Source organism: Arsenophonus nasoniae DSM 15247 (assembly GCF_000429565.1).
Taxonomy (GTDB): domain Bacteria; phylum Pseudomonadota; class Gammaproteobacteria; order Enterobacterales; family Enterobacteriaceae; genus Arsenophonus; species Arsenophonus nasoniae.
The window spans coordinates 58,878-83,064 of the sequence record NZ_AUCC01000003.1 but is presented as its reverse complement, the minus strand read 5'-3'; the positions used below and the strand labels follow the sequence as shown (position 1 = coordinate 83,064).

20 protein-coding genes and 1 riboswitch are annotated in these 24,187 nt (G+C 39.6%); of the genes, 9 read left to right on the top strand and 11 right to left on the bottom strand.

Going from position 1 to position 24,187, the window contains the following annotated elements:
* The first annotated feature begins 8 nt into the window (after positions 1-8).
* From surA to apaH, 5 genes are read left to right on the top strand one after another with little or no spacing between them, the layout of a single operon-like run.
* Entirely contained in the window at positions 9-1,310 is a 1,302-nt protein-coding gene (gene surA / locus G468_RS0101385) for a peptidylprolyl isomerase SurA (protein WP_026821571.1), read from the top strand.
* A gap of 5 nt (positions 1,311-1,315) precedes the next feature.
* Positions 1,316-2,311 carry a 4-hydroxythreonine-4-phosphate dehydrogenase PdxA gene (gene pdxA / locus G468_RS0101380; RefSeq protein WP_026821570.1) on the top strand — a complete coding sequence of 332 codons (996 nt, stop codon included), beginning with the start codon at positions 1,316-1,318 and terminating at the stop codon, positions 2,309-2,311.
* Entirely contained in the window at positions 2,304-3,113 is an 810-nt protein-coding gene (gene rsmA / locus G468_RS0101375) for a 16S rRNA (adenine(1518)-N(6)/adenine(1519)-N(6))-dimethyltransferase RsmA (protein WP_026821569.1), read from the top strand. The genes pdxA and rsmA overlap by 8 nt, the downstream gene beginning before the upstream one ends.
* Positions 3,114-3,135: 22 nt before the next feature.
* Positions 3,136-3,513 carry a Co2+/Mg2+ efflux protein ApaG gene (gene apaG, locus G468_RS0101370; RefSeq protein WP_026821568.1) on the top strand — a complete coding sequence of 126 codons (378 nt, stop codon included), beginning with the start codon at positions 3,136-3,138 and terminating at the stop codon, positions 3,511-3,513.
* 2 nt (positions 3,514-3,515) lie between these two features.
* A complete protein-coding gene (gene apaH, locus G468_RS0101365; RefSeq protein ID WP_026821567.1) occupies positions 3,516-4,334 on the top strand; it encodes a bis(5'-nucleosyl)-tetraphosphatase (symmetrical) ApaH in 819 nt (272 codons plus the stop codon).
* 262 nt (positions 4,335-4,596) lie between these two features.
* Here the strand turns inward: apaH and folA are convergent, their stop codons facing one another.
* From folA to nudF, 8 genes are all read right to left on the bottom strand, one after another.
* Entirely contained in the window at positions 4,597-5,085 is a 489-nt protein-coding gene (gene folA, locus G468_RS0101360; protein ID WP_026821566.1) for a type 3 dihydrofolate reductase, read from the bottom strand.
* Positions 5,086-5,305: 220 nt separating this feature from the next.
* Complete coding sequence (gene ftsP, locus G468_RS0101355; protein WP_026821565.1) at positions 5,306-6,721, bottom strand: cell division protein FtsP; 1,416 nt, start codon at positions 6,719-6,721, stop codon at positions 5,306-5,308.
* Between the two features lie 209 nt (positions 6,722-6,930).
* Positions 6,931-7,713, bottom strand: a complete 783-nt coding sequence (locus tag G468_RS0101350; RefSeq protein WP_026821564.1) for a 1-acylglycerol-3-phosphate O-acyltransferase — start codon at positions 7,711-7,713, stop codon at positions 6,931-6,933.
* A gap of 51 nt (positions 7,714-7,764) precedes the next feature.
* On the bottom strand, positions 7,765-10,020 hold the full coding sequence (parC, locus tag G468_RS0101345; RefSeq protein WP_026821563.1) for a DNA topoisomerase IV subunit A: 2,256 nt from the start codon (positions 10,018-10,020) through the stop codon (positions 7,765-7,767).
* A gap of 36 nt (positions 10,021-10,056) precedes the next feature.
* The gene (gene parE / locus G468_RS0101340; RefSeq protein WP_026821562.1) at positions 10,057-11,952 is read right to left on the bottom strand and encodes a DNA topoisomerase IV subunit B; all 1,896 of its coding nucleotides are present in this window, start codon (positions 11,950-11,952) and stop codon (positions 10,057-10,059) included.
* A gap of 96 nt (positions 11,953-12,048) precedes the next feature.
* The gene (gene yqiA / locus G468_RS0101335) at positions 12,049-12,633 is read right to left on the bottom strand and encodes an esterase YqiA (RefSeq protein WP_026821561.1); all 585 of its coding nucleotides are present in this window, start codon (positions 12,631-12,633) and stop codon (positions 12,049-12,051) included.
* Positions 12,633-13,472: a 3',5'-cyclic-AMP phosphodiesterase gene (gene cpdA, locus G468_RS0101330; RefSeq protein WP_026821560.1), complete on the bottom strand. Its 840-nt coding sequence runs from the start codon at positions 13,470-13,472 to the stop codon at positions 12,633-12,635. Before cpdA ends, yqiA begins: the two co-directional genes overlap by 1 nt.
* A 105-nt stretch (positions 13,473-13,577) precedes the next feature.
* Positions 13,578-14,225 carry an ADP-ribose diphosphatase gene (gene nudF / locus G468_RS0101325; RefSeq protein WP_026821559.1) on the bottom strand — a complete coding sequence of 216 codons (648 nt, stop codon included), beginning with the start codon at positions 14,223-14,225 and terminating at the stop codon, positions 13,578-13,580.
* A gap of 233 nt (positions 14,226-14,458) precedes the next feature.
* On the opposite strand from nudF, the gene tolC reads away from it, so the two are divergent.
* The 3 genes from tolC (at position 14,459) to G468_RS0101310 (ending at position 17,980) form a co-directional block, all read left to right on the top strand.
* Positions 14,459-15,841 carry an outer membrane channel protein TolC gene (gene tolC / locus G468_RS0101320; protein ID WP_026821558.1) on the top strand — a complete coding sequence of 461 codons (1,383 nt, stop codon included), beginning with the start codon at positions 14,459-14,461 and terminating at the stop codon, positions 15,839-15,841.
* A gap of 214 nt (positions 15,842-16,055) precedes the next feature.
* Positions 16,056-16,814 carry a DUF1190 domain-containing protein gene (locus G468_RS0101315; RefSeq protein ID WP_026821557.1) on the top strand — a complete coding sequence of 253 codons (759 nt, stop codon included), beginning with the start codon at positions 16,056-16,058 and terminating at the stop codon, positions 16,812-16,814.
* Between the two features lie 5 nt (positions 16,815-16,819).
* Complete coding sequence (locus tag G468_RS0101310) at positions 16,820-17,980, top strand: glutathionylspermidine synthase family protein (protein WP_026821556.1); 1,161 nt, start codon at positions 16,820-16,822, stop codon at positions 17,978-17,980.
* Positions 17,981-18,291: 311 nt separating this feature from the next.
* Here G468_RS0101310 and ribB read toward each other — a convergent pair whose 3' ends face one another.
* A complete protein-coding gene (gene ribB / locus G468_RS0101305) occupies positions 18,292-18,945 on the bottom strand; it encodes a 3,4-dihydroxy-2-butanone-4-phosphate synthase (protein ID WP_026821555.1) in 654 nt (217 codons plus the stop codon).
* 119 nt (positions 18,946-19,064) lie between these two features.
* Positions 19,065-19,230: riboswitch (FMN riboswitch) on the bottom strand.
* Between the two features lie 241 nt (positions 19,231-19,471).
* Between ribB and ubiK the strand changes: the two genes are divergently transcribed.
* Positions 19,472-19,714 (top strand): ubiquinone biosynthesis accessory factor UbiK, encoded by a 243-nt coding sequence (ubiK, locus tag G468_RS0101300; RefSeq protein ID WP_026821554.1) that lies wholly within the window; start codon positions 19,472-19,474, stop codon positions 19,712-19,714.
* 75 nt (positions 19,715-19,789) lie between these two features.
* Here ubiK and hldE read toward each other — a convergent pair whose 3' ends face one another.
* Both hldE and glnE read right to left on the bottom strand, forming a co-directional pair.
* Complete coding sequence (hldE, locus tag G468_RS0101295; RefSeq protein ID WP_026821553.1) at positions 19,790-21,217, bottom strand: bifunctional D-glycero-beta-D-manno-heptose-7-phosphate kinase/D-glycero-beta-D-manno-heptose 1-phosphate adenylyltransferase HldE; 1,428 nt, start codon at positions 21,215-21,217, stop codon at positions 19,790-19,792.
* A gap of 110 nt (positions 21,218-21,327) precedes the next feature.
* Complete coding sequence (gene glnE / locus G468_RS0101290) at positions 21,328-24,180, bottom strand: bifunctional [glutamate--ammonia ligase]-adenylyl-L-tyrosine phosphorylase/[glutamate--ammonia-ligase] adenylyltransferase (RefSeq protein WP_026821552.1); 2,853 nt, start codon at positions 24,178-24,180, stop codon at positions 21,328-21,330.
* Positions 24,181-24,187 lie beyond the last annotated feature (7 nt).

Here is a 24,187-nt window from a genome sequence, read left to right as displayed (position 1 = left end):
AGAATTTTATGAATTATTGGAGAAAACTGATTATTGGCTTGTTGTTCACAGTCAGTACCACCACACTAGCAGCGCCACAACAATTGGATAAAGTGACTGCTATCGTGAACGATGGCGTTGTGCTACAAAGTGACGTAGATGGTATGTTAGATATAGTAAGAATAAACGCCAGAAATGCAGGGCAACAAATTCCCGACGAAAATGCATTACGTCATCAGATATTAGAACGTTTGATCATAGACAAAATTATTATGCAAATAGCCGAAAAAATGCAGATTCAAATCCCTGATCAAGCCATAGATGCTACTATAGCCAATATTGCAGCACAAAATGGATTGACTATTGGCCAATTACAGCAACGATTGTCGATGGATGGCATCAATTTACAAAATTACCGTAGCGATGTTCGTAGAGAAATGATGATCGCAGAAGTACGTAATAATGAAGTTCGTCGGCGGATCACTATTCTGCCGCAAGAAGTTGATTCATTAGCGGCCCAATTGAATTCACAAGCTGGCCAGGATGCTAATGTAAACTTAAGCCATATTTTGATTCCATTACCAGAAAATCCAACCAATACACAAAGTCAATTAGCAATGGATACGGTAAATAAAATTATTGCCCAATTAAAACAAGGCGCTGATTTTGGTAAACTTGCCATTACTTACTCTGCCGACCCTAATGCCTTAAAAGGTGGACAAATGGGCTGGAGTAAGGTTGAAGAATTGCCAACTGTTTTTGCTCAACAAATTCAGCATGCGAAAAAAGGTGATATTATTGGGCCTATACGTTCTAGTGTCGGATTTCATATCTTAAAACTTAATGATATCCAACGTGGCAATATGCCCATTTCGGTCACCGAAGTAAAAGCTCGCCATATTCTTATTAAGCTCTCACCTATTATGAATAACGAACAAGCACACGCAAAAATACAACAAATTGCGCAGCAAATTAAAACGGGTCAAATAACTTTTGCTGAAGCAGCTAAAAAATACTCACAAGATCCTGGTTCTGCATTACGTGGTGGTGAACTTGGTTGGAATATGCCCAATATTTACGATCCCGCATTTCGTGATGGTTTAATGCGCTTAAGTAAAGGGGAAACAAGTCAACCAATCCACTCTTCTTTTGGTTGGCATCTTATTCAGTTAGAAGATACCCGCCAAGTTGATAAAACTGATGTCGCACAGAAAGATCATGCCTATCGTCTGTTATTCAATCGTAAATTTAACGAAGAAGCACAAATTTGGATGCAAGAGCTACGCGCATCTGCCTATGTAAAAATTCTTAATGATAGTGATGCACAGTAATCTTTATGGGAAAAACAACTAATACTATCGTTCTCACCCCCGGTGAACCAGCCGGGGTAGGTCCTGATCTTTTGATCCAACTCGCTCAACAAAATTGGCCGGTTAGATTAGTTGCTTGTGCTGATCCTGATCTGCTAATAACCCGAGCGAATCAACTGGGTTTAGAATTAGAATTAACTATCTATTCGCCTGCATCACCAAATAACGGCCAAGCTGCCAAGTCATTGACGGTTTTACCAATAAAATTATCCACACCGGTCAAAGCAGGCCAACTAAATAAACAAAATAGTACTTATGTTATAGAAACACTCAGCCGCGCATGTGATGGCTGTCTGACTGGCGAATTTTCAGCATTAGTTACCGGCCCTGTCCATAAAGGAATTATCAATGATGCAGGCATTTCTTTTACCGGTCATACCGAATTTTTTGCTGACAGAAGTAAAACCCCAAAAGTGGTCATGATGTTAGCGACAGAAACATTGCGTGTTGCGCTTGCAACAACCCATTTACCGCTTAAACAGGTTGCAAATGCCATTACTTACGAGAGCCTACAACAAGTTATTTATATTTTAAATAACGAGTTAAAATCTAAATTTGGCATTAAAACACCCGCTATTTATATCTGTGGATTAAATCCTCATGCCGGCGAAGGCGGACATATGGGACATGAGGAAATCGACACTATTATTCCAGTTATCAAGAAATTGCGCCATGAAGGATTGCCACTTTATGGTCCTTTCCCGGCGGATACCCTATTTCAACCAAAATATCTGAACCAAGCTGATGCAGTCTTAGCGATGTACCACGATCAAGGTCTACCTGTGCTAAAATATCAAGGTTTTGGTCAAGCAGTAAACATTACTTTAGGCCTACCCTTTATCCGTACATCGGTTGACCATGGTACAGCGATCGAGCTGGCAGGAAGTGGGCAAGCAAATGCAAACAGTTTTATAACTGCCTTAAAATTAGCTATTAGCATGATACAAAATAACAATGAATAAACGAATCCATCAAGGGCATTTTGCCCGTAAGCGCTTTGGGCAAAATTTTTTAACTGACCCATTTATTATTGACAATATGGTTACGGCTTTTAACCCAAAACCTGATCAAGCTATTGTTGAAATTGGTCCTGGTTTAGGCGCTCTGACATTACCTGTCAGTGAGCATATAGAGAATATGACCGTAGTAGAATTAGATCGTGATCTTGCTGCCCGTTTAGCCGCCCATCCTGCTCTTAGCGCTAAACTAACAATTATACAAAACGATGCAATGACGATCGATTTTGGCGCAATTGCGAAAGAAAAAGGTCAACCCCTTAGAGCGTTTGGTAACCTTCCTTACAATATTTCAACCCCTTTAATGTTCCATCTTTTTACTTATACTAATGCTATTGCTGACATGAACTTTATGCTACAGAAAGAGGTTGTCAATCGCTTAGTCGCAGGACCCAATACTAAAGCATATGGTCGTCTTAGCGTTATGGCGCAATATTATTGTCAGATAATACCTATTTTAGCCGTACCACCTTCGGCTTTTACACCAGCACCAAAAGTGGATTCGGCTGTTGTGCGTTTAATTCCTCATCAACGAAACCCTTACCCTATTTGTGATGTCAAATTATTAAGCCGTATTACTACCCAGGCATTTAATCAACGACGTAAGACTATTCGTAATAGTTTAAGTGATTTATTTAGCGTGCAGGATTTTGAACAATTAGGTATTGATCCAAACTGTCGCGCTGAAAATATCTCAGTAGAAAATTATTGTAAGTTAGCCTGCAGATTGGCTAAAACCACGATCTGATAGTGATAAACTTGGGGGCACTATGCTAAATGAACCAAACATCTGCATACAAGTTCAAAGTGTCTATATTGAAAATCAATCTTTACCAGAAGAAGCCCGGTTTGTTTTTGCCTATACAATTTCTATTAGCAATCTTGGCCGTACACCGGTACAACTAATAAGTCGCTATTGGTTAATTACCAATAGTGATGGTAAACGTACCGAAGTACAAGGCCAGGGTGTCGTAGGAGAACAACCTATCATTCAACCCGGCGCCGAATATCGTTATACCAGTGGCGCTATTATAGAAACGCCAATGGGAACTATGGAAGGCCATTATGTAATGTTAGATAATGATGGTAAAAATTTTTATGTTGATATCCCAGTTTTTCGTCTTGCTATTCCAACACTTATAAACTAATTATGGCTACTTATCTTATCGGAGATATTCACGGTTGTTATCGTGAGCTTAGAGCACTTCTTAAACAAGTAAAATTTGAGCCACAAAAAGATGTTTTATGGCTCACAGGTGATCTAGTTGCCCGCGGTCCGGATTCTCTCAAAGTTTTACGTTATATTAAAACATTAGGCGCATCCGTCAGAATGGTTCTAGGTAATCATGATCTGCACCTTATCGGTGTATACGCCAACATTAGCCATAATAAACCCAAAGATAAACTGAAAAAATTACTGACAGCCCCTGATGCTAATGAATTAGTTAATTGGTTACGACGTCAACCGTTATTACAAGTAGACAATAAGAAAAAAATCATCATGGCACATGCTGGGATAACACCGCAATGGGACTTAGCAACCGCTCAGATGTGCGCTAGAGAAGTAGAGGCTATTCTTAGTAGTGATACCTATCCTTTGTTTATCGACTCTATGTATGGCGATATGCCGAACAACTGGTCACCCAACCTTACAGGATTATCCCGTTTACGTTTTAGTACCAATGTCCTAACCCGCATGCGCTATTGTTTTCCTGACGGTCTGTTAAATATGTCCTGGAAAAATAAACCTGAAAACACGCCTCCACCTTTAAAGCCTTGGTTTGATCTGCCGCGAAAAATACCGCCAGAATATGCCATTATTTTTGGTCATTGGGCTTCCCTAGAAGGGAAAGGAACGCCTAAGGGAATTTATGGACTTGATACCGGTTGTTGCTGGGGAGGTAAACTGACTTTACTACGCTGGGAAGACAAAAAGTATTTTAGCCTGCCCGCATTTACAAAAAAATAACTAACACTATACTTGCTGCTAAACAGCAGAAAATAGAATAGTAAGTAATAAACTTAATTAATTTTGTTTTAATATTACTAAAATAATAGTTATAAACCTATTTAAATAAACCAGCATTTTAGATATTTGACTTAAATTATTTAATTAATAATATAAATCTAATTTTTATTTATATATTTAACATTACCTAATTCAAATTAATAATAAAAAACCGAAGTATTAGCCTTCGATTTTTTATTACCAATAGTAGTCTCACTTAGCTCTATGGGCGACGTTCTAATATCTCAAAACAATAATTATGAGAATTTTTTTCATCTGCTTCATGATATTCAGTAAATACAGAATCCCACTCATCAGGCTCATAAGCAGGAAAATAGGTATCACCAATCACTTCCGCATCTACATGCGTTAAATAAAGACGATTTGCCTGAGGTAAGAATAATTCATAAATTTTTCCCCCGCCTATAATCATTATTTCTTCTACTTCCCCAGCTGCGGCTAGTGCCTCATCAACTGAGTTAACCCAAACAACGCCTTTATCATTACTCGAATGTGTTTGGCTAAGAATAATATTCAAACGTTGAGGTAAAGGTTTACCTATCGCTTCGTAAGTTATACGCCCCATTATAACTGGCTTATTTAACGTATTACGCTTAAACCAGGCTAAATCACCAGATAACACCCATGGCATGTTATTTTCCAAACCAATCACCTGATCCGCAGCCATTGCTGCGATTAGACTAATATTCATTGGGTCACCATATTGGCATAATAGAAAATTGGATTTTACATTTAATAAATCCAATCACTCTTCGATAAATCTACATTTTTATAAAAATTATCAAATCATTAATTACTATTGTATAGATAATTTTAAATAATAAATAACAATCGAAATACTATAAACATAAAATAATACAATTACTTTTTTATTAATCAGCTACAAAAATATTCCATATTAAGGGAATAAATTAAGCTGATGGGTTGATCACCATCTGTGCAATTGAGCCTTTATCCGCTTTCTCAAAATTTTGACTAAAATACAAAAAAGGAAAATGATCATAAGACGGTTGTAGCATATTAACTAATAATTCACTGTAACCATTTATCCATACTGTATCTTTCCAGCCATAATCCTCTGGGCCTGGTACAACACCATTATGATTAATAACTTTGAAACGAACGCCTTCAATATGAAATGCTTGAGGCTCATGCGCTTTGACTATCCAGCGTTCCCATGCTCCCTGCTGAGTGATTAAGTCAATACGATTTACATCCCGCATCATACCATTAATGCCAAAAGGTTTGCTAAGGGTCACTTCACGATTACGGATAGTCGATGTTATTTGGCTAGTATCATTAACCAGTGTCTCTGGTAAATTATCGGTTACTAATGATAATAACCCTGAAGAACAGATGGTTAGAACTTTGGTCGAATTTAATAAATTTGACGGTTCAAATAGTCCTTTAATACGATCGATAATACCTGCCGCTCTTCCAGCCGTTATTGTTAATAACTCTGTTTTAGACATATCAATTAACACTTCTCTACGCTCGCCAGGCGCCATGGGTAATCTTTCGATACTCATAGGGGCAGGTAGTAGCCCTTGATCACTGCCTATTAGATAAAATGGTCTCTTATCACTGATTTCTAATATATAGCGCCTTGAATTTGATGCGTTAAGTAACCGTAAGCGGATCCAGCAGCGAGCAACTTTAATATACGGTTCCTGCACACCATTAACTAATAAGGTATCACCTAAAAAACCTTCCGCTGTCGCTTTATAGTGTGGCGTTCCAAAACTATCTAACCGTTTATCTTGTATAATAATAGGAAAATCATCAACGCCGTAATGATTAGGAATATTTAAATTCTTACTGGTTTTATCTGACACAATCCACATACCAACCAAGCCATCATGAATTTGTCTTGCCATCTTGCCAGGGGTATTAGCATGATACCAACAGGTCGCTGCCGGTTGACGGATTGGTAGTACCGGTGACCAATCAACATTGGGTGACATTAATCGGGCTGCTCCACCAATTTGAGTGCCTGGAACTTGTAACCCACTGACTGTCATAGCAACTTCTTCAGAAAGTCGATTACTATATACCAATTTCAAATCACTACCCGTTTCTACTCGAATGGTTGGCCCCAAATAATAACCATTGCAACCAATCGTCATAGTGCGATGGCTACCATCAAATGACCAATAAGATTTTTTCAACGTTAGAAACAGCGGTTGACCAAAATGAGATTCTAATAAAGGCGGGATTGGTAATAATGGGTATCCTGCATTTTTTTCTGCTCTAACCGCAGCAGGATGCATAGAAATACTCATCGCTATACTTGATAGCTTAAGAAATTGACGCCGACTTAGTGACATAGCCTCTCCACAAAATCATTAATAAGCTAGCGCCATTTATTGTTCATTAAGGAAAGATCCTTATTTTACTATCCGCTTGTAATTGTGTTATCACAATTATTTGATAACTATATTCAATTAAGACGATAGATTGCTACAACGCCAAATATTAATATATTGTTAAATATGACAATTTAGAAACTAATTTAATTGAAAAATGAACTTTAATTTTATTTCATTTTTTGCTCTATTTCTGTTACTTCTTGATTTAATTCTGCAATTTTAGCTTTGAATAAATTATGGCAATACTCTGCCAATTCACGCACGTTTTCCCGATTATACTTTGTTGTGTCAATAGGCGGTAGCATTTCGACGATCACGACGCCATTATTCCAACGATTGAGTTTAATACGCCCCTCTGTTTCAGATAAACAGACTGGTACTATCGGAACACCCGCTGCAATTGCAGCATAAAATGCACCGGTTTTAAATGGCAGTAACCCTCGACCACGACTACGCGTTCCTTCAGGAAACATCCAAACTGAAATTTTTCTTTTTTTGATCTGTTGAACAACCTGCGAAATAGTATTGTGCGCTTTAGTTCGGTTAGCCCTATCAATGAGAATATTACCAGCTAACCAATATAGCGGACCGAAAAAAGGGATTAATACTAAGCTCTTTTTTCCAATAGTAACGGTATTTGGTTGTACCGCATTTGACATAGTCACCATATCATAGTTATTTTGATGATTGCCGATATAAATACTTGGACCGTAATCTTTAGCTTTAGCTTTAGCTTTAGCTTTAGCTTTAGCTTTAGCTTTAGCTTTAGCTTTAGCAGGCACTCGACTAATAATAGTAATACCAAAAACATAGGATAATTTACCAAACAGCCGGCCAAAGCGCATAACATGGCTTGGATTTCTTGGAGTTAATAAGCAATAAAAACAACCTAACACACAAACCAATATCGTAAAAAGGATCACAATAATAATACGAACAATAGCTAACATATTTACCTCAAGTAATCAGTTACTTCACACACCTATAAAAACAATCGAAGATTAGCCATTACTAGGAGGAGTTACTTCTATACGCTCAATACTCTGTAATCCACGAGGTAATGAAGAACCTTTACGACCTCGTTCAGCACGATATTTTTGCAAATCTTCTGGATTTAATTTCAGTTTTCGTTTGCCAAAATAGAGCGTAATTGAAGACTGAGGCTGCAAAAACATTAACCAAACTAGCAAATCATCTCTACTGGCTGATTGAGCTGCTGAAATATTAATAATTTTATTGCCTTTTCCTTTAGAAAGCTGAGGGAGCTCACTCACAGGAAATATCAGCATTCTGCCTGCTTTAGTAATTGCCAATAATAAATCTTGCTGTTCATTATTGACTTCTAATGGTGCCAATACCTTAGCATTACTCGGCAAGGTAATTAATGCTTTACCTGCTTTATTTTTTGCCACTAAATCACTGAAGGTGCAGATAAATCCATAACCCGCATCCGATGCCAACAAATATTTCTGCTCTTCAGCGGCGGTCAATACATGTTCAATCGTTGCACCAGGCGGTAACGCCAATTTGCCTGTAAGCGGTTCTCCCTGCCCTCGCGCAGAAGGAAGATCAAGCGGATCGAGTGAATAACTACGCCCCGTGCTATCAAGAAAAACAACCGGTTGATTAGTTTTACCTCTTGCGGCACTACAGAAACCATCCCCCGCTTTATAATTAAGATTAGTCGGATCAATATCATGACCTTTTGCGCTTCTCACCCATCCCATAACAGAAAGGATAATCGTAACAGGCTCTGAAGGCAAAATGTCATGTTCATTCATGGCTTTTGCTTCAATACGCTCCTTAAGCGGTGAGCGCCTGTCATCACCATAAGTCTGTGCATCCGTTTCAATTTCTTTCTTGATTAAGGTATTTAGACGACGCTCAGAACCCAAAATAGCTTGTAGTTGATCACGTTCTTTCGCTAAATCATCTTGCTCGCCACGTAATTTAAACTCCTCTAGTTTAGCCAAATGACGCAATTTCAATTCCAGGATAGATTCCGCCTGAGTCTCTGAAAGAGCAAAACGGGCCACCAATACAGCTTTAGGCTCATCTTCATTACGGATAATATGAATAACCTCATCTATGTTCAGATAAGCTATTAATAAACCGTCAAGGATATGTAAGCGTTTTAATACTTTTTCTAAACGATGATTTAAGCGATTACGTACGGTTTCTCGTCGAAATAATAACCATTCATTTAAAATTTCAACCAGTCCTTTAACTGCTGGACGATTATCTAAGCCAATCATATTCAAATTGACCCGATAGCTTCTTTCTAGATCCGTCGTAGCAAATAGATGCGTCATCACTTGTTCTAAATCAATCCGATTACTTCTCGGTACAATCACTAAACGTGTCGGATTTTCATGATCTGACTCATCACGAAGATCTTCTACCATCGGTAATTTTTTGGCGCGCATTTGTGAGGCAATCTGCTCTAACACTTTAGCGCCTGAAACCTGATGAGGCAGGGCAGTAATAACAGCATGACCATCATCTATTTCCCAAACAGCGCGTAACCTAATAGACCCACGGCCGGTTTGGTAAATTTTTTGAATATCTTCTTTTGATGAGATAATTTCTGCTTCTGTTGGGTAATCAGGAGCAGGAATAAAATCCATCAACATGTTAAGATCGGCTTTTGGATTTTCCAGTAAAGCAACTAATGCGCTTGCTACCTCACGCGCATTATGCGGTGGAATATCGGTCGCCATACCAACCGCAATCCCTGTTGTACCATTCAACAGAATATTGGGTAATCTTGCCGGTAGTGTTTTGGGTTCAGTTAATGTTCCATCAAAGTTAGGCGTCCAGGCTACCGTTCCTAATCCTAATTCACTAAGTAACGTTTCAGCATATTTTGACAATCTTGATTCAGTGTAACGCATAGCAGCAAACGATTTAGGATCATCGGGAGCTCCCCAGTTACCCTGTCCATCAACTAATGGATAACGATAGGAAAACGGTTGTGCCATCAATACCATAGCTTCATAACAAGCGCTATCACCATGTGGATGATATTTCCCCAATACATCACCGACGGTACGTGCTGATTTTTTGTATTTAGCCGCATTGCTCAAACCAAGCTCAGACATGGCATAAACAATACGGCGTTGAACAGGTTTTAACCCATCACCAATAAATGGCAATGCTCTGTCCATGATGACGTACATGGAATAATTGAGATAGGCATTTTCGGTAAAGGTATAAAGTGGTTGCTGCTCTACACCATCGTGAGTTATCTCACTCATTCATTTGATTCCTTAGTCTTTGGTTAACTGTGTCGATTACACTTCAATTTCTATCGCATCGCCTTTATTTTGTAACCAATTTCGACGATCTTCTGCCCGTTTTTTCGCCAATAGCATATCCATCATCGCGAGTGTTTCTTGATAATTATCATCATTAATAATGAGTTGAACTAAGCGTCGTGTATTAGGATCTAATGTGGTTTCACGTAATTGAGTAGGATTCATTTCGCCTAACCCTTTAAAGCGCTGGACATTCGGTTTACCGCGCTTATAGCTGAGCCGATCGAGAACAGCAGCTTTTTCGCCTTCATCAAGGGCATAATAGACTTCTTTACCTAAATCAATACGGTATAAAGGTGGCATAGCAATATAAATATGGCCTGCTTTAACTAAAGTGGGAAAGTGACGAACAAAAAGTGCGCAGAGTAATGTTGCAATATGCAACCCATCGGAATCTGCATCGGCAAGAACACAAATTTTACCGTAACGTAGCTGGCTCAGATCATTGCTGTCTGGATCAATACCAATAGCCACTGAGATATCATGAACTTCCTGTGAAGCTAAAACCTCATCGGAAGAAACTTCCCAAGTATTCAGTATTTTCCCTCTTAACGGCATAATCGCCTGATATTCACGATCACGGGCTTGCTTAGCCGATCCACCGGCTGAATCACCCTCAACTAAAAATAGCTCAGTGAAATTAAGATCTTGAGAAGTACAATCTGCTAATTTACCGGGTAACGCAGGCCCACTGGTCAGTTTCTTGCGCACAACTTTTTTCGCTGCGCGTAGACGCCTTTGCGCACTAGAGATAGTAAGCTCCGCTAATTGCTCTGCTTCTTGAACATTTTGGTTTAACCACAAACTAAAAGCATCTTTTACTACGCCGGAAACAAAGGCAGCGCTCTGGCGAGAAGAAAGACGTTCTTTAGTCTGGCCGGCAAATTGTGGATCTTGCATTTTAACTGAAAGGACATAAGCACAGCGCTCCCAAATATCATCACCCGTCAATTTCACACCGCGAGGAAGTAAATTACGGTATTCACAAAACTCCCTCATCGCATCCAGTAAACCTTGACGTAATCCATTAACATGGGTACCACCCTGTGCAGTTGGAATAAGGTTAACATAACTCTCGGTTAGTAGTTCCCCACCTTCTGGTAACCAAAGCAAAGCCCAATCTACCATTTCTAATTGGCCAGCAAAATTACCAACAAACGCTTTTTCCGGTAAAGTCACTAAACCGTTCACTGCCTCCATTAGGTAGTCAGTTAAGCCATCGTTATAACGCCATGTCTGCTCAGTATTATTTATTTTATCCTTAAAGATGATTTCAACCCCAGGACATAGCACAGCTTTAGCTTTTAATACGTGCACTAAACGCGAAATAGAAAAACGTGGGTTGTCAAAAAAGTGGCTATCTGGCCAAAAACGCACTCCAGTACCGGTTGTCCGTTTAGCACAACTCCCAATTACCTCAAGTTCCTGGACTTTTTCACCATTTTCAAACGCAATTCGGTATATTTGGCTATCACGACTGACGGTTACTTCAATACGTTTTGATAAGGCATTCACTACGGAAATCCCAACACCATGTAGTCCGCCAGAAAATTGATAATTTTTATTAGAAAATTTTCCCCCGGCATGTAACTGCCCCAAAATCAGCTCTACCGCCGGTACTTTCTTTTCGGGATGAATATCAACAGGCATACCTCGGCCATCATCAATCACTTCCAGCGACTGATCTTCGTACAGGATGACATCGATACGTTTAGCATAACCGGCAAGCGCCTCATCGACACTATTATCAATGACTTCCTGAGCCAGGTGATTAGGTCGAGAGGTATCAGTGTACATTCCTGGGCGACGACGTACAGGTTCTAAACCACTGAGGACCTCGATTGCCTCTGCATTATAATTAGATTGAGTCATATTATTTTCTGCGGTAATTGACGATTAATTAGGCAAATAAATGCTGAGATACTGATGATAATAACAGTCATTCAGCTCTTTTGGATAATTTTTTACTTATTTTGTCTTTGCCAAAGCTAAAAAACGCATAATTTGTGGAAAATAGTAGTCAAATCCAACAAAAGCATGGTTACCTCCTGACTCTATTGTTTGCTTACACTCCATAAGATAGGTAACAGCTTGACGATAGTCCAATATTTCATCACCTGTTTGTTGTAATAACCAAATTAAATCAGGCGCCGCTAATGCCTTAATTTGTATCTTTTGTAGTTCATTTAAATGATGGGGTTGCAAGATGTAGCGTTCCTTTGTGTAAGGATTGACTTGCTCACCTAAATACTGTTGAAACAAATCAAAGGGACGTACTGCTGGATTGACAATAACAGCGGGTAAATTAAATTTCTGTGATAACCAAATAGCAAAATAACCACCTAACGAAGAACCTAACAACCCAATCGGCTCTCCCGCATGGGCTGTTACGAGATTATTTAAAAATTCAATCGCTTCAGCTGGATAACAAGGAAGCTGAGGTATCAGCATATTCACTTCTGAGTGTTGTCGCTGTAACCAAGTTTTTAAGCTATTTGCTTTCTCTGATAAAGGGGAACTATTGAAGCCATGAATATAAATTAATATTGACATTAATAACCGCCTGAATCCAAATCTGGGCAAAATTTATCACTATCCAATCTGCAAACTTGGGTATTCAACACATCTTCACCGGCATCATTGATAGAAAGATCAAGATAACGCCAACCCGGTGTCATGGTATCTAATGTAAAATTAGTACAATGAGGTTTAAATTGGATACAGGTTGATGGTGTTGCCATCATGCGAACTCCTTGCCAATATTCATCTATTTCCTGATGAATATGGCCACATAAGATCGCTTTAATTTTTTGATATTGCTTTAAATAGTCAGCCAAAATATGAGAATTACGCAAGCGATGTTGATCAAGCCAGGTACAACCCGATGGTAAAGGATGATGATGTAACATCAGTAAATGACTACGCTCCGTGTAGGCATCAAAACAGCTTTTCATCCATAACAGCTGTTGTTTGGATAATTTTCCATGTACAGCCCCCTGAATTTGGCTGTCCAACATAAGGATTTGCCAATTATCATTAATTAGCAGCTGTTTGGAGGGTAAAATTCCTGCTTTCGCTAAAGTAGCTACCATTGCCGGTTGATAATCATGATTGCCCGGTAACCAAACACAAGGAGCAGACAACCGTTTGATCCCTTCTGCAAAATGCTGATAGGCTTGTGCGGATTGATCTTGGGCCAAATCACCGGTAGCGACAACCAGGTCCACATTTTCATTGCGGACTAAAATTGCATCAATCACTGCATGAAAACTAGCAAAAGTATTGACGCCAAGTAGAGTATCATCAGCATTAGCAAAAAGATGAGTATCGGTAATTTGCAAGATCCTCACCAGACTTTTTTGCTTTGTTGTTAATTTGAACAGACTATCCAAGCAATTTCCTTAGTTTCTACCTACTTTATACATTATTTTAACATTAATACTTTATCAATAACTGTCGGCTGATACACACTTCTTTTTTATATTATGATTAAGTAGTTATTTTAAGTTATTCAACCAATTATTTTTCAACCTAAGGTAATTTAATTGTAACCACTGTATTGCAATTACAGTAGCCGCATTATCAATTACCCCTAATTCTACCCATTGATAAGCTTGTTCGCGACTAACAACATGAACACGAATATCTTCATTTTCACTGTTCAATCCATGTACACTTCCCGGTTTGATTGCAGATGCATTAATTTCACCGATATGAACATAAATGCGCTCAGTTGTGCCTCCTGGGCTGGTAAGATAACTTAGTGCATAGTGACAACGCAAAATGGTAATACCCGCTTCTTCTTTGGCTTCACGACGAACTAGCTGTTCTAAGCTTTCATTTTGTTCTACCATGCCAGCAATCGCTTCTAACAACCACGGTGTTTTGCTAGTTTCAATCGCCGGGAGTCGTATTTGTTCAACTAACACGACCTTATCAAGATAAGGATCATAAGGTAAAATAACGCCCGCATTACCCCGTTCCAAAACTTCACGTCGGATTTCCTTGCTCCAACCCCCGTTAAACAACCTATGCCGAAAACGGTATTCTACAAAACGAAAAAAACCATTATAAAGATCGAACTTAGCCGTAATTTCCACATCATTTTGGCTAAACTTGAAGGGTAAATTTTTTTTATCATTCATAGAAACTCTCTGAATTTATATGCATTAACTGACAAAAAAGTGAGACTTATATAACGTTTTTTAAGGAAATTAACTTATAAATAATGTAACATCGACCAGATTTAACATGCTAGATGGCACAAACAGCTACCATGGAATAATGACATATTCTGCTAAAATTAGCGGTATTGATGTTTTTCTGAGATAACTAAAGCAAAAAATTGCATAATAAATTGCATAATCAAGGAATAAGAATGAAAAAATTTATCTCTCTTTTTATCACCATTAGCCTAATGGGACTAAGTGCCACAGGGCAAGCTGAAAATTTATTGCAAGTCTATCAGAAAGCAAAAGAAAGTAATCCAGATTTACGTAAATCACTAGCAGAACGTGACCAAGCATTTGAAAAAATTAATGAAGCCCGCAGTCCTTTACTGCCGCAATTAGGGTTAGGTGCAAATTTCACCTATAACAGCGGTTATCGTGATAACCGTGACACGGAAAACAACCAACTTGGTGCCAATCTTAAACTCACCCAAACCATCTTTGATATGTCAAAATGGCAACAGTTAGACATACAAGAAAAAACCGCCGGTATTGCTGATGTTACTTATCAAACTAATCAACAAAAATTAATTCTTGATACCGCCACAGCTTATTTTGACGTGTTACGTGCGATTGACTTATTAGACTATATTGAAGCTCAGAAAAAAGCCGTTTATCGCCAGTTAGATCAAACAACACAACGCTTTAACGTAGGATTAGTCGCTATTACTGATGTACAAAATGCTCGTGCTAATTATGATAGCGTATTGGCACAAGAAGTATCGAGCCGTAATCAATTAGAAAATGCGCTGGAAAAGTTACGCCAGGTTAGCGGCATCTATTATAGCCAATTAGCCGTGTTAAATATTGATCGCTTCAGCACGCAAACACCTGCTCGAGTGGAAAAACTATTAAAAGATGCTGAAACGCGCAACTTGAGTTTACTTAGCGCACGTTTGTCACAAGATCTGGCGCGAGAAAATATTCGCTATGAACAGTCAGGACATTTACCTACCCTTGGTTTAGAAGCGTCAACAGGCGTTAATAATACCCATTATCACGGTAGTGCTAATCATATCTGGAACCGAAATGATACTAGCTATACTGGCCAAAATAGCGTCGGACTAACGTTAAGTGTGCCGTTATATACCGGTGGCAAAACTAACTCACGCGTTGAGCAAGCTCAGTATGGTTATATTAGTGCCAGCGAACAGCTTGAAAGTACTTATCGCAATGTTATTCAGATAGTACGCTCTTCCTATAATAATGTTATTTCTTCTATTAGTAGCATCAAAGCATACCAACAATTAGTTATTTCAGCCCAAAGTTCATTAGATGCGATGGAAGCAGGCTATCAAGTCGGCACGCGAACTATCGTGGACGTGTTGAACGCAACAACAACCCTTTTTCAGGCAAAACAGAATTTAGCTAATGCACGTTATGACTATCTGATTAATGATCTGAAAATCCAGTATGCCCGCGGCACGTTAAATGAAAGCGATCTGATCCGTTTAAATAATAGCTTAGGAAAAACATTATCAACCTCACCGGATACGATTATTAATCCGATGAACGTTCCACAAATACATTAAATAAATACTTGCCTATTTGTGATACCCACATATTGTGGGTATTTTTTATTGTAACGAAAATTAATTAGAAAAGTTGTATTTTTACCACTTAACATAAATAATCAGGTTGATAGCTATATTTCTGCCAGCTTTATGCTTTAATTTCCACTGTAATTACCCTATTCTATCCTAGTTTGACGATTTTTATTTCGACCTTCAGGATAGGTAAATGATGATGAAAATAAAGCGCACGAAGAATATTAATCAAGATGCTTTTCGTAAAAACTGGCGCGCCTACCGCCTAGCACCAGTTGCCTTAGCAATTAGTACGGTATTTATGTTGTCCGCTTGTGAACAAAGCGACGAAAGCGTCTCTTTATATACTAATGCGGAAGATTGTGCTCAGAAAAACCCCGCGCAAAGTGAACAATGTTCGCTTGCTTATAAAAATGCATTGCAGGAAGCAGCGAAAACTGCGCCTAAATATGCGACACGTGAAGATTGTGTGGCTGAATTTGGTGAAGAAAAATGTACTCAGGCTTCCAACCAGACCGCAACGCAAACGACAACTCAAAATCAAACTGCATCGCAAACTCCAACTGCAACGCAAACGCCAACTCAAGCTGGTTTAACAGAAAATCAAGCTAGTGGGCAAAGTAGTAGTTTCTGGATGCCATTAATGGCAGGTTATATGATGGGACGTCTAATGGGCGGTGGTGCAACTGCCCCAGCACCTGCAGCGCAGCCTCTGTTTAGCTCAAGCAATCCTGCTAGTCCTGCCAATGGAAAATTTGTTGATGCCAGCGGCAAAAACTATGGTCCGGCGGTAGCGGGAGGTCGAACAATGACTGTACCGCCATCAGCTCTTGCCCCCAAACCGGCAACGACGACCACTATCACTCGTGGTGGTTTCGGCGAATCAGTTGCTAAACAACAGGCTCACATGCAGCGTCAAAGTGCCACTTCATCTTCACAGCGTTCTATGGGAGGCTAATGGCGATGATAAGGATGCCCATCACTGAACGGCCTGATTGGAAAGAAAAGGCAACTGAATTTGGTTTTCATTTTCACACCTTATACGGTGAACCTTATTGGTGTGAAAATGCTTATTATCAATTTACTATGCAACAAGTTGAAGATCTTGAAGCAACCACCGCTGAATTACATCAAATGTGCCTGCAAGTGGTGGAAAAAGTAGTGAATAACGAGGAATTATTGTTAAAATTTCAGATCCCTAAACATTGTTGGGAATTTGTTAATCACTCATGGAAAACGAATCAACCTTCACTCTATTCCCGATTGGATTTAGCTTATGACGGTAAAAGACCAGCAAAATTATTAGAAAATAATGCAGATACACCGACATCTTTATATGAAAGCGCATTTTTTCAGTGGATCTGGTTAGAAGATCAGATCAATGCTGGCTATTTACCAGCCAATGCTGATCAATTTAATAGCATACAAGAGCAACTTATTGAACGCTTTGCGCAATTACGTGAATCATTTGACTTTAACTGGTTACATTTTGCCTGCTGCCAAGACAGTGACGAAGATCGCGGCACCATCCAATACCTACAAGACTGTGCTCACGAAGCCAATATTACAACCGAATTTCTCTATGTTGATCAAATTGGTTTAGGTGAAAAAGGACAATTTACCGATCCTAATAATCAAGTTATTAGCAATCTGTTTAAATTATATCCTTGGGAGTTTATGTTTAGAGAGATTTTTTCTACTAAGTTAGCCGATGCCGGAGTAAGGTGGTTAGAACCAGCCTGGAAAAGCATTATTTCTAACAAGGCATTATTACCTATGCTATGGGAAATGTTTCCTAATCATCCCAATCTGTTACCTGCTTATTTTGCAGAAGCTAATCCTCCAAAACTGGATCGCTATGTGATCAAACCTATTTTTTCGCGCGAAGGGGCAAATATTCGTATCATCGATAATGAACGTGAAATTGCCTCAGTAGATGGCCCATATGGCGAAGAAGGTATGATTATTCAACAATTTTATCCGCTGCCACAATTTGAAAATAACTATACCTTAATCGGTAGTTGGCTGGTAAATGATCAACCGGCAGGAATTGGTATTCGAGAAGACAACCAATTAATTACCCAAGATCTATCCCGTTTTTACCCGCATATTATTCTAAACTAACGCTTGCAATTCAGGCGCAAGATAATGATATGGTAATCATTATCTTGCTGTTGTTACTATTATGATTAACGGTTTGAAAAATAAAATTGTCACACGGGCAAATTAATTAGCAACTTTTTTATCTGAGCATTGCCCCTGAGTTCGGCGAAGCCAATTTATTCGTGTAAGCACTCGCCATATTTCCACTCTATGGCGCTAGATTTAAAATGTGATTGTTATTTGATTGAAGCATTTCAGTATGACACCACTGGTTTAACCATAAAACGCATATAGCATAAAATTTAATCCTGCAAAATAGCTTATGTAGTCTACTAACCCGCTTTTTTAGTAAATTGCTGACGATAGGTTACCAGATCCTCAATCGTAATTACCGGCATATCATGTTGCTTGGCAAAGATTAGCACTTCTGGCATACGAGCCATGGTACCATCGTCATTTGTCAACTCACACAAAACGCCTGCTGGTTTAAAACCGGCTAAAGTCACCAAATCAATGGTCGCTTCAGTATGACCACGGCGCTGCAATACCCCTCCTTCTTGGGCTTTGAGCGGAAAAACATGCCCTGGCCGATTAAGATCGGACGGTTTTGCATCATCGGCAATCGCTTTACGAATTGTCATTAAACGATCACTGGCCGAAACACCAGTTGTAACCCCTTCGGCGGCCTCAATAGTGATAGTAAATGCGGTTTGGAACTGACTAGAATTTTCTTCCACCATCATTGGTAATGCCAGTTGCATACGGCGTTCTTCGGTTATACAAAGACAAACAATTCCACTGCCATGGCGGATAGTTAATGCCATCCGTTCAACTGTCATCGTTTCAGCGGCAAAAATAATATCACCCTCGTTTTCACGGCCTTCGTCGTCAAGTACCATCACACCTTTACCTTGACGTAATGCCTTAAGAGCAAGCTCTATACGTTCAATTGGATTGCCATACGCGGAAAGTGACGTCTGATTCATGGTAAAACCTCATCAATAAATACTAAATTACCAGAACCAGGGCGAGCTTGGGAGTAAAAAAATCAAACTAGTATCTTAAAAAGCTGCGCACAGTTGGCAGAGCTCAAAACTACAGCTATCGTTATTCTCTCCCATCCGGACTATAACCGTCGGTTCCAGAATCTCACTGGATCTGCTGACTTCCATTGCACATTGCTATAATGGAACGCTCGCGGACTTGGTTATTCAATTAGCAGAATAAATATCACCGCCGGTGGGGAATTTCACCCCGCCCTGAGATAAACCGCTAAACTATATCGTGAATATAATTCTGTAGCAATCAACAATAACAAAATATATATCAGTCAGATAGCATTTTCATTTATATAATCAGCCAACTTGCTATTAAGTGGTTATTTCCGCTAATTCAGCGCCATTTTTAGCACCAAATTTATTAAAAATAATTTTGTCAAAGTAAGTTGATTATTTTAAGATCTGCTATTAAATAACCTATAAATTATAATTTGTGACCTGAAAGGATATAGTAATGCTTGACGCGAAAAAAATAGAACAAGTTGTTCGCCAGATCAAAGATACCTTACCGCAAGGGATACGTGACTTAGGTGAAGATCTTGACAAAAAGCTACGGGCAACATTACAGTCCCAATTAGGAAAACTCGATTTAGTTTCACGCGAAGAATTTGATATTCAAACACAAGTTTTACTGCGAACCCGTGAAAAAATGATCGAAATGGAAAAACGCATCGAACAATTAGAAAAAAACCGTTAGCTAACGAAAACAAATATGAATAACAAAATGCCACGATACTCCTATCGTGGCATTGCTATTTTTTACGCCAAAATATTAATCATTTTTCATAATGGTATTAATGATATTTGTTGTAGACAGCCCTTGTTCAAAATTAAGTACTTTAACTTCGCCACCTGCCGCCCAGACCTCTTGGCTACCGGCAATATCTTCCGGCTTATAATCACCACCTTTAACTAATACATCAGGTAAGATTTCACTGATCAGGCGTTGAGGCGTATCTTCTTCAAATGGGACCACCCAATCTACCGAACCTAGCGCTCCTAATACGGTCATACGTTGAGCTAATGGATTAATAGGACGCTCATCACCTTTTAGCCGTTTAGTTGAAGCATCACTATTGACAGCAACAATCAACCGATCGCCTAACTTGCGCGCATTGGCCAAATAAATAACATGCCCGGCATGTAAAATATCAAAGCAACCATTGGTCATCACGATCTTCTCGCCACGACTACGAGCGGCAGCAACCGCATGCTTTAATTGCTGCTCATTCATCACCCCAAAACCATCATCAGCGCGACCATGGATGGCATTTTCCAACTCGATAGGTGACACCGTTGAAGTACCCAGTTTTCCAACCACGACTCCAGCCGCCGCATTAGCTAATACACAAGCTTGATGGAAATCCTGTTGAGCCGCCAACGCCGTAGCCAACACAGCAATAACCGTATCGCCGGCGCCGGTAACATCATAAACTTCCTGCGCTTGAGTCGGTAAATGTAAAGGCGGCTTTTCACGTTGCAACAGTGTCATCCCTCGTTCTGAACGAGTGATCAGTAATCCTTTAAGATCAAGGGAATTAATTAACTTCATCCCTTTCTGCTCAATTTCAGCATTGCTAGCACATTTACCAACAATGGCTTCAAATTCAGACATGTTGGGGGTTAATAAAGTCGCGCCGCGATAACGTTCAAAATCATTGCCCTTCGGATCAATAAGTACGGGTACTTGAGCAACATTTGCTAATGCAATGATCTGCGAAATTTGCGCTAACGCACCTTTACCATAATCAGACAGTACTAGTGCCCCAACATGTGGCAAAGCTTGCCGAATACGCTCTAGCAGCGGATTTATATCGACACTAGCAAACCCTTCTTCAAAGTCAAGTCGAATAAGTTGTTGATTATGCGATAGAATTCTCAGCTTAGTAATAGTAGGATGCGTTGCTAACGTGACAAAATCACAACATACATTAGCTTGATTTAGTTTCTCGGTTAATACTTCGGCAGCATCATCAACGCCTGTCAGCCCTACCAGACGAACATTAGCGCCTAAAGCTGCAATATTCATAGCAACGTTAGCCGCACCACCAGGACGTTCTTCTTTCATTTCCACTTTAACGACCGGAACGGGCGCTTCTGGCGAAATTCGGTTAGTTGCTCCATACCAATAGCGATCTAACATAACATCGCCGATCACCAAAATACTAGCCTGTTTAAAATCAGGGAGAGTGATTTTCATCCATACTCCAATTACAAATAAATTACCGCGATCAAGATTGCTACCAATAGTAACATAGCCCAGCTCTATCAATCATACTAAAAAGTATGGCCAGTCAATTCTATTTCAATTTAACTAGCATAAAACCATTTTTGCCAACTAAGCAGAACTTTTTCACGTTGCTGTTCAAACTGAGAGGCTAACACTTTACTGGGCAGCGCCTGTAATGACAAATGATGCAATGTGTCTCGCATTTCAGTATAAATCTTAATTAGCTGTTCAGCTTCCTCGCTAGACATTACAGCATATTCAGCTAACAAGGTAAAAATACGCACATTATCTGACCAACGCAGTAATGCGACATTGTCTGCGCAGTAACGTAATACCAGATATTGAGCAATAAATTCAATATCAGTGATACCGCCAGGATCAGTTTTTAAATCAAAATATGCTTGCTGCCGGTTAGCCTGATGCTGATACATTTTTTTTCGCATCTCAACGACCTGCTGACGTAATGTCATTTCTTCTCTTGGTATCAGCAGAGCTTCTCGTCGAATTCGGTTAAACGCTTGTTCTAATTGCGGTTCAGCAAAAACTATTCGCGCTCGGATCAAAGCTTGATGCTCCCAAGTCCAGGCTTGCGTTTTCTGATAATCCTCGAATGATTGGAATGTACTCACCAACATGCCAGATTCACCTGATGGGCGCAAACGAGCATCTACCTGATAAAGGATACCTGAAGAAGTTCGGGTACTAAAGAGATGAAGAATTTGCTGGGCGAATAGTAAATAAAACTGGCGACCTTCAATGACGCGTTGCCCATCGGTGACAACACCTAATGGGCAATCAAATAAAAAAACTAAATCTAAATCAGAACCATACCCCAATTCAAAGCCACCCAGTTTACCATAACCTACAACGGCAAAACCGGTTACTCCAACTGGTTGTTGAGATAGATGAGCAGGTTTACCATAACGCTTAGTTAATTTATTCCACGCCAGTTGTACCACTACCTCAATAATAGCTTCGGCCAAATAGGTCAAATGATCACTCACTTTCATAACCGGAAGCACGCCAGCAATATCTTCAGCAGCAATGCGTAAAAGCTGAGCTTGTTTGAATTGCCGCAATGCTTCAAGCTGCTGTTCATCATCATTTTCATCAATACGCAATAAATATTGGCGTAATTCATCGCGATAAGCAGTAACGGGTAATGGCTGGTAAAGTGAGAAGGGATCGATTAATTCATCTAGTAATAATGGATGACGAGCTAATTGCTCAGCAATCATTGGTGATGCTGCACAAAGACGGATCACATGCGTTAATACCTGTTCAGATTCTAAGATTAATTCTAAATAAGTAGTCCTACTAACTATACTGATAAGCAAGAGAATAATTCGTTGCAAAATCCGATTAATATCATCTCTATGATAGATTTTAGCTATCAATTTTGGCATTAATTGATCAAGTACCTCGCGACCACGGGGACCAATGGTTCGCTTAGCTAAATCCTGGCGAAAAAGCCATAACTGCTTAATAATATTTTGTTTTTTTTCGTCATTAAGCTCAACTAATAGGGTTTTCAGTTCACTTTCACTCGCAATTTGTTGCCAGAAATGGACAAAAAATGTTAACGAACTATCATGGTTTTTCTCATCAGCTTGACCAATTGTTTGCACAAATATGGCGTGAACATTTTGCATTCTAGCGGTGATTTGCTGATATAATGCCGGCCAATCATCAAAGCCCATCGCCCATGCCAGGCGCGCTCGATGTAAAGCCTGTTCAGGTAACATTTGGCTTTGTTGATCATTAATAGATTGCAATATATTTTCTGTTCGTCGCAAAAACAGGTAATTATCCGTTAATTGCATTACCTGTTCTGTTGTCAGCAATGAAAGCTCATCAATTGCGATTAATGTAGGTAACAAAGCCGGCGAGCGCAAGCGAGGTTCACGCCCACCTCGAATTAACTGAAAAACTTGGCCAATAAACTCTATTTCACGGATACCACCGGCACCCAATTTAATATTATCTTGCCAACCCTGGCGACGGACTTCACGCTCAATCATGTTTTTCATATTACGCAACGATTGAATAACACCAAAATCGATATAGCGTCGAAAAACAAAGGGACGCAACATATTTTTTAACCCATCGCTATAAACTGAGTTATCATCACCTATAATGCGCATTTTGATCATCGCATAACGCTCCCAGTCTCGCCCCTGTTCCTGATAATAATCTTCCAAAGCAGCAAAACTAAAGACTAATGGCCCACTATCACCAAACGGACGAAGACGCATATCAACCCGATAGACAAAACCATCTATCGTTTTCTGCGCCAATAAGTTAATTAATTTTTGACCTAATCGGGTAAAAAAATGGCTATTTTCCATCTGACGGCGTCCCCCTTGAGTAACCCCATTTTCAGGAAAGGCAAAAATCAAATCGACATCGGACGAAAAATTTAACTCTCCACCGCCTAACTTGCCCATAGCAAGGATTAGCAGTGGTTGTGGCAGTCCCTCTGGATCACAAGGTGTTCCCCAATTTTGACAACACTCCTCATACAGCCAATCTCTCGCCGCGATGATTAACGTTTCGGCTAGCTCACTCAGATGCTGCAATATCTGCAGCTTATTATTGCTATCATCATGGAATAGTTGTAACCAGGCGATCCTAATTAGCATTTGATGACGAAATTGCCTTAGGATCCGCTGCAACTCCTCCTCACCAGTAATATTAGCCAGCTGTTTGGTTAACCATTGATGATAATGTTGCCATTCGCCTATTTGCGGTGGCTGTTGACGTATGGCCACCCACCAGGCAGGATGGTTTTTGATCTGCTGATAAGCAAAATCGCTTAAAGCAAAAAAGGTTTTTTCTTGGGGCAATAACGGTAAAAGTTCCGGCACGTGACGCTGAAAATCATCTACCACCCATTGCGCCTGCTGAACCAATATTGATGGCAGCGATTTCATAAAATGC